This is a genomic window from Streptomyces sp. NH27, assembly GCF_056859195.1.
The window spans coordinates 1-7,096 of record NZ_JACEGK010000419.1; the positions used below are offsets into that span (position 1 = coordinate 1).

7 protein-coding genes are annotated in these 7,096 nt (G+C 70.6%); 2 read left to right on the forward strand and 5 right to left on the reverse strand.

Annotation, left to right across the window (positions count from 1 at the left end):
- Positions 1 to 15: 15 nt before the first annotated feature.
- From AC13HU_RS27785 to AC13HU_RS27795, 3 genes are read right to left on the reverse strand one after another with little or no spacing between them, the layout of a single operon-like run.
- Positions 16 to 417 (reverse strand): transposase, encoded by a 402-nt coding sequence (locus tag AC13HU_RS27785; RefSeq protein WP_483044700.1) that lies wholly within the window; start codon positions 415 to 417, stop codon positions 16 to 18.
- An 18-nt stretch (positions 418 to 435) separates the two neighbouring features.
- Positions 436 to 1,479, reverse strand: coding sequence for an ArsR/SmtB family transcription factor (locus AC13HU_RS27790; protein WP_483044701.1), 1,044 nt, complete (start codon positions 1,477 to 1,479; stop codon positions 436 to 438).
- Between the two features lie 53 nt (positions 1,480 to 1,532).
- Positions 1,533 to 2,807 carry an MFS transporter gene (locus tag AC13HU_RS27795; RefSeq protein WP_483044702.1) on the reverse strand — a complete coding sequence of 425 codons (1,275 nt, stop codon included), beginning with the start codon at positions 2,805 to 2,807 and terminating at the stop codon, positions 1,533 to 1,535.
- 46 nt (positions 2,808 to 2,853) lie between these two features.
- Between AC13HU_RS27795 and AC13HU_RS27800 the strand changes: the two genes are divergently transcribed.
- Complete coding sequence (locus tag AC13HU_RS27800; RefSeq protein ID WP_483044703.1) at positions 2,854 to 3,411, forward strand: CGNR zinc finger domain-containing protein; 558 nt, start codon at positions 2,854 to 2,856, stop codon at positions 3,409 to 3,411.
- A gap of 151 nt (positions 3,412 to 3,562) precedes the next feature.
- Here the strand turns inward: AC13HU_RS27800 and AC13HU_RS27805 are convergent, their stop codons facing one another.
- Together AC13HU_RS27805 and AC13HU_RS27810 are read right to left on the reverse strand one after the other, a co-directional pair.
- Entirely contained in the window at positions 3,563 to 4,954 is a 1,392-nt protein-coding gene (locus tag AC13HU_RS27805) for an arabinofuranosidase catalytic domain-containing protein (protein WP_483044704.1), read from the reverse strand.
- A gap of 289 nt (positions 4,955 to 5,243) precedes the next feature.
- The gene (locus AC13HU_RS27810) at positions 5,244 to 6,155 is read right to left on the reverse strand and encodes a LysR family transcriptional regulator (RefSeq protein ID WP_483044705.1); all 912 of its coding nucleotides are present in this window, start codon (positions 6,153 to 6,155) and stop codon (positions 5,244 to 5,246) included.
- Between the two features lie 83 nt (positions 6,156 to 6,238).
- On the opposite strand from AC13HU_RS27810, the gene AC13HU_RS27815 reads away from it, so the two are divergent.
- On the forward strand, positions 6,239 to 7,096 hold an 858-nt coding region (locus tag AC13HU_RS27815; protein ID WP_483044706.1), incomplete at its 3' end, for an EamA family transporter.

A 7,096-nucleotide genomic window follows, 5' to 3' on the forward strand; every position in this document is an offset into this window, starting at 1 on the left:
GGTCCAGGCTGGCGATCACGGAGCGAAGGCGAGGGCAGCCATCGCGAGGACGACATGGCGTCGCCAGGAGCGGTAGCGGCGGGCCTGGGTGTGATCCAGTCCGACGGTGTCCTTTCCGTTGGCGAAGTCCTCCTCGACTGTCCATCTGATTCCCACGATCGCCACGAGGCCGGCCAGCGTCATCGACCGGCCCGGGGTGTGTAGGCGTAGAAGTAGGACAGGTCGGTGGGATCGGCGATGCTGCGGCGAACCAGGAGGTGGCGGCGCGGGTCGGCGGTGGCGACCAGGGCCCAGTCGTAGACGCGCGGGCCTTTGCACCCTGCCCGTACGAGAGCCGGTTCCAGGCCCACTGGGGGACCTTCTTCGCCGCCAGGACGTCGGCGCGGATCGGCCCGACGCCGGTGGGCACGGCGGCATTCGCGGTACGCCCCGTCGTCAGCCGGCGGGCGGTCCGGGCGGTCCGGGCGGTCCGGGCGGCGCGCTCATGAAGTCGATGCCGAGCGCGGTCGGGCGGTGCATCACCGATGAGCCGTACCGCGAGGTGCTGACCAGTCCGGCGTTGCGCAAAGTGGTGGCGTGTTTGCTGGCGCTGGACGCGGCGATCCCGACCCGGGCGGCGAGTTCGTTGGTGGAGCAGCCCGGGTGCTCGACGATCACCTGGAGTACGGCCGCGCGGGTGTGGCCGAGCAGCGCGGCGAGCGCCGCACCGGGCCCGGTCGTACGCGGCCCGGTGCCGAGGGCGACGAGTGGGCTCGGAAGCCCGTCGTGCCCGATCGGGAAGCTGATGAACGGCTGCGGGTTGGCGTGCGTGTCGTCGCCGAGCACGCATCGGGTGCTGAACAGCGACGGTACGAGCACCACGCCCTGGCCCTCCAGGCGCACGTCGATGTCCAGCGGGTGTTGCAGTGCCAGCACCGGCGGCTTCCATTGCAGCCAGCGCGGGTTGGCTCGGGACAGCAGCCGTTCCACGCCGCCGCCGAGGAAGTCCCGAAGCCGCACCGCGCGGTCCTCGGCCGCGTGGTCGGAGATCTGCCGCCAGTAGGGTGCCAGCAGATGATCGTGCAGCGAGCCGAGTCCGTCGAACAGTTCCTTGCGCAGCCGGGAGTCGTCCGCCAGGTGGCGGGCCCAGCCCGGCACCGGCTGTCGATCCGCGATCAGTGACATCTCGTCGGTGATCATCTGCCGTGGCGTCGAGCGCACCTGCTCCAGCAGTTCGCCCGACTCGCCGGCCACAGCGGGTGTGAGGAACGTCGGCGCCCAGCCGTCGGCGGGAATCAGCGACAGCGCCATCCGGGCACCGCCGGGCAGCGCCCGCACCGCGCGCTGCCGCCACGCGCTCAGCCGTACCGACCGCTCCGGGCTCTGTAACACCCGTGCTGCCAGGTGCAGTTCGGTGAGCGGCATCGGTGCCTGGGCTATCCGGGTACGGGCCAGATCCTGGTCCGTGAAGTGAATACGGCAGACCACATCGTCCCCCAACTCGCGAACCGGTCACGGCCATTGTGCCGTGCCGGTCGGGAACCCGCCGACGGCTACGGACCGACGGCCTGGCCCCGAGCGGGCGTCGCGTGCCGTTCACGGCGGCCGTCGGCAGTGCGGATCCAGGCAGGATGCAGGGCCGCGAGGACCAGACACGCAAAGGACATGGCGCACCACAAGCCGAGAGCTCCCGCGTGTTCGAGCAGTTGTGTGCCGATGAGCGGGGCGACGATCCCGCCGACGCCCCAGCTTGTGCCGTAGACCGCCAGGTAACGCCCCTTCCCTCCGGCGGGGGCCAAGCCGGCGACGAGCGCGTACGCGCGGCCCACGAGGAGCAGGTCGCCCACGCTCCACACGATGGTGGCCGCTACGTAGGCGACCAGGCCGTGCGCGAGTGCGTATCCGGCAAGCCCGAGCGCCAGCAGGAGATAGCCGCCGGCGAAGGCGGCAGATGCCGGAAGTGTGGCGAGTCGATTGAGCCGCAACAGTGGCTGCCCGGCGGCGATGGTGAGGGCGGACGTGGTGAACAGCAGCCCGGCGTCGGTCGGTTGCAGTCCGCGGAGTTCCAGGGACAGCGGCAGCGCGATCATGATCTGGAGGTAGACCACCGCGAACAGCGTCCCTGCCGCGAGCATCACGAGCAACGAGCGATCTCGCCAGGGGGCGACGGTGACCGCCTGCTGTGTTGCCGCTGTCGCGGAGGGTTGGTCCGCGGGCAGGACCAGGTGCACGGTCAGCGCGCAGAGCAGGCAGGTGAGGGCATCGACCACGAACAGCCACCGCAGATCCCAGCGCCCCAGCCCGGCCGCCAGAAGGCCCGCGCCCATGCCCGCCACTGCCAGGGCCACGTTCAACAGGCCGTAGGTGCGGACCTGTTCACCCGGCGCCACGACATCCGCGATCATCGCCTGGCTGGGCGGCTCGTAGATTTCGAAGGCCAACCCCATCAGGACCGCGAAGCAGGCTGCCGGCAGCAGGCCGGTGGACGAGGCAATGCCCAGTTGCGCCACCGCGCACGCGGTCAGCCCGACCACGATCGTGCGCCGTCGGCCGATACGGTCGGCCAGGCGACCGCCGATCAGGCGCGAGGGAATCGTGGCGAGCCCGAAGGCAGCGCTGATGTACCCGGCGACGATGGTGCCGGCACCGAAACTCGTCGTGATCAGAACGGTGAGGAACGACAGGGAGAACGCCCCCAGCCGGTTCACCGCTCGCGCCACGATCAGCAACCGCACCGTTCGCGGCAAGCGCTTCGCACGTTGCGCAGACCCCACGAAGCCCCCTCGCGCGTGACCGACGAAACGGTTATCGTCGGTTGCGTATTGCACGCTAGAGGTCGAAGGAGTGACCGGTCAAGTGATGTTCGATGGTCACGTGGTGACGCTGCTCGATACAGCCGTCTCCCTCGTGAATACGCTGACCGACGGCACCCGACAGGGCCGCCCCTACACCGCTCCGCACGGGGATCAACTCCCGCAGGCGGTGCACGAGGCGCTGCCTCTCTCGCCGCACCGCTCCACGGTCGAGCCGGGCCACGCCGCGTATCTCGCGCACACCGCCCAGCAGATGCGGGCGGTGTTCGAGGCCGTCGACAGCGGCCACATCGATCAGGCGGCCCAGCTGGTGAACGTCCTGCTACTTACGGCCGGGGCCCGCCCCCAGCTCGATCGCGTCGACGGCGAGCCCTGGCAAGTCCATTTCCATGGCTCCGATGACAGCCTCTCCGTGGGGTGGAGTGCCGGATGCGCCACCGCCCTCGCCCTGGCGATCGGCAGCGACCTCGCCGGACGCCTCGGCGTCTGCACGGCCCCGCAGTGCGACCGCGTGTACGTGGACGCTTCCCGTAATACGGTCCGTCACTTCTGCTCCACGGCCTGCCGAAGCCGAGTCAAGGCAGCGGCCTTCAGGGCACGTAAAGGGTCCCGGAACTGAGCATCTCCCGGCTCTGGTGCCCGAGCGGTCGCCCACTCCCTCCGCCGCTCGAACCACCGCCCGTATGGGAGCCGCGGCGGGCCCGGGCCGGAAGGGTGTGCTTTCCCTTCCGGCCCGGGCCACGTGGAGCGCTCTGTGTTCTTGGGCCGTCTCAGTTCAGGCTGAACTTCTGGGCGGCGGTGCCGTTGCAGTCGTGGATCTGGAGGCGGGTGCCGTCGGCGGTGGCCCCGTCGGTGGCGTTCAGGCAGCGGCCGGACTGCGGGTTGAGCAGCGAGCCGTCGGCGCGCTGCACCCACTTCTGCCCGCCGACCCCATTGCAGTCGTAGAGCTGGATCTGGGTGTTCTGGGCGGTGACGTTGCCGACGATGTCCATGCAGCGGCCCAGCGTGCGCAGCGAGCCGTCGGCGTCGTGGGTCCAGTGCTGATCGGCGGCGCCGGATTGGCAGCCCCACAGCTGTACGGCCGCGGACCTGCCCGCGACGTCGTCACCGGTCACGTCCACGCACGTGCCGCCGGGCCCGGCGATCGTGGCCGGTGCGACCCCGGCGGTGTCGCCCGCGTAACCGGCCGACACGATGTTCGCCTGCACGGCGTCGTCCGCGGCGTCCGACGGATAGCCGGCGGTCATCACGCCCTCGAAGAAGGACCCGCCGGCGCGGTTGCTGTTGTCGCCGCCGGTGCCCATGACGATGGAGCCCTCCTGCTGCATGGGCGCGTAGCCAGGTGGTAGGGCGCCGTTCCACCAGGTGGTGAGGGCGCCCGACTGGGAGTTGCCGCCCTTGAGCGCGAAGCTCGTCTGGCCGTTGTTCTTCAGCAGGGCCGTGACGAACGGGCTGGAGTTGCCGCCGTTGACACTGTGCGCGTTGGTGTCGGCCTGGAAGATGCCGTTCTCCAGGTCGGCCTGCACCCAGGGCCCGCTGCCGCGGCATGGGTCGCAGGCCATGGCCGGGGAGATGTTGAGCGCGTCCATGTGGCCGGCGCCGGTGTCGTTCTCGGCCGCCTCGACATTGCCGAAGTCGAAGCAGCAGTCGTGGATGGTGTGGGTGCCGCTCGCCACCATGTACATGCCTTCGGGCTGGCCGCCGGTGGCGACCCCGGACCCGACCGCGTGACGGTATCCGACACCCGGTGGCACGTAGACGCCGTACACGGAGTGACCGCCGACCGTGACATGCAACGCGTTCGCCATCGCGCCGGAGTTGGCGGCCCCCGCGGTGCCCGCGCCGGCGATGGTCAGGTCGTTGTGCCGCGGCGACTGGTCGTAGATCTTGGAGATGACGCACGGGCCGCCGGCGCAGAAGATGTTCTGCGGCCCGGAGTTGGCGATACCACCTGCGGCGAGCAGCCCGATGTCCAGCGTGGCGCCGTCCTGTACCCGGGTGACCTGGTACAGGTTGCCGTCGTACGAGTCGTAGAGCGCGCGGACGGTACTGAAGGCGCCCACACAGGGCGTTCCGGCGTTGCCGTAGATGTCGCAGGGCTGGTCGGTGGCGGCGTGCGCGGGACCGGTGACGCCGACCAGCAGGCCGAGGGCCAGGGTCATGGCCGCGCCGAATGCGAGAAGGATGCCGCGTAAGCGTCGCAACGCGTGCCGCAGATGTGGTCGGTGAGCGTGAAGGGTCATCGTCGACCTCTCTCCGTCGGGTGATGTCGCGGGTGGTGGTGCGCGGGCGCCCCCGTGGACACGCCGTGCGGATACCTGGTGCGGATACCCCGTGCGATGTTGGCTCATACGATTCAGCGCATTCGAAGCCAGAGGTGACGCGTCGAGCCCGTCCCGGCCGGGAAGTGATGCCCCGGACCGGGCAGGCGGTCCGGTCCGGTGGGCGGACTCACGGGTCACCGGTTCCGTCGGCTCGTTCGGCACGTTGGTGGAGGAGACCGGTGACCAGGGCGAGCGGCGGCCAGCCCCGGCGGCCGATGTGGGTGACGGCGTAGGCGCGCAGCTCGACATCGGGGCAGGTGAGCGGGAGGAGCCGCACGGTGGGGAAGGTGGGGGTCGAAAGGGGGAGCAGGCCCACGCCGAGCCCTGCGGTGATCATGCCCTGTACGAGGTCGAGACTGTCGGCCTGGTGGGTGATGCGCGGGGTGAAACCTGCCATCGAGGCAAGCGTGCGGACGACGCTCTCGTCCGCGGTGTTGCGGGAGTTGACGATCCAGTCATGCCCGGCGAACCGGCTGAAGACCTGGAGCGTCGTCCCCTCGCGGACATCGGCCCGCGCGGGGACGCCCAGGCCCCAGTACGCGGTCCACAAAGCCGTGGCATGCAGTGCGGGATTCTCGGTCGCGGGCGCCAGGTTGTAGTCGTAGGTCAGGGCCAGGTCGGTGGCGTCCTCGGCAAGGAGGTGCAGTGCCTCGGCGGGTTCGTGCTCGCGGATCAGGACATGGAGGTCCGGGTGATCGGTGGCCAGGGCGGTGACGACGGGCAGGAGGTGGGCGCGGATGGCGGTGGCGAAGCCGGCGACGCGCAGGGTGCCGCTGGGCTCGCCTTCCGGGGCCAGGTCGTGGCGCGCCGCCTCGACGGCCGCGAGGATCGTCACCGCGTGCTCGGCCAGCCGTCGGCCCGCGGGGGTCAGCCGGACCCGGCGTCCGTGCGGCTCGATCAATGCGGTGCCCATCTCACCGGCCAGGGCGGCGATCTGCTGCGAGACCGTCGAGGTGGTCGTGCCCAGCCGGTCGGCCACCGCGCGCATGGACTCCAACCCGGACAGCTCCACCAGCATCCGCAGCCGTCGTGTCTCCATCCCGTCATTGTCCAGGATTCGCGAACGGAATGTTCAGAATCGGCACGTGGACGCGAACGGTCCGCACCTCGTGTACTGGCCCGATGAGTTTGCCGGAACACCGCGCGAATCCGCGCCCGCCCACGCCCGCGACCGGCGCCCTCATGGCCGTCGCCTCCATGTCCACCATCCAGCTCGGGCTGGCACTGTCGGTCCCGCTGGTCGACCGGCTCGGGGCCCTGGGAACGACGGGGCTGCGCATCGCGTGGGCCGGTGTGCTGCTGCTCGTCCTGGTACGGCCCCGCCTTCGCGACTTCACCCGCCGCGACCTGGGGGCGTGCACCATGCTGGGCGCGGTCAGCGCGGGCATGATGGTGTTCTTCATGCTGTCGGTGACCCGGCTCCCGCTCGGCACCGCGAGCGCGTTGGAGTTCCTCGGTCCGCTGGGCGTGTCCCTCTACGGCCCGGGCCACGGCCGTAGACGCTGGACCGCCATGGCCGCCCTCGGCGTCGTCGCACTGACCGAACCCTGGCACGGTGGCATCGACGCCGCCGGTGCCGGCTTCGCCCTGATCGCCGCGGCCTGCTGGGCGGCCTACATCCTGCTGACCCAACACGTGGGCGACTCCGTCACCGGTCTCGACGGTCTGGCCATCTCCATGCCGGTCGCCGGCCTCATCGGCCTCCTCGCCGCAGCCCCGTACGACCTGGAACGCGTGACCTGGAAGCTGCTCGGAGCCATGCTCGGGCTGGCCGTCCTCAGTGCCGTGCTGCCCTTCATCCTCGAATTCCTCGCCCTGCGCCGCCTGACCACCTCCGCCTTCGGGACCCTGATGAGCTTGGAACCGGCCGTCGCTCTCCTCGCCGGTCTGCTGGTGCTCGGCCAGATACCCGGGATCGCGCCCGCGGCCGGCGTCGCCTTCGTCGTGACCGCCGGCATCTGCGCAACCCGCACCGGCACC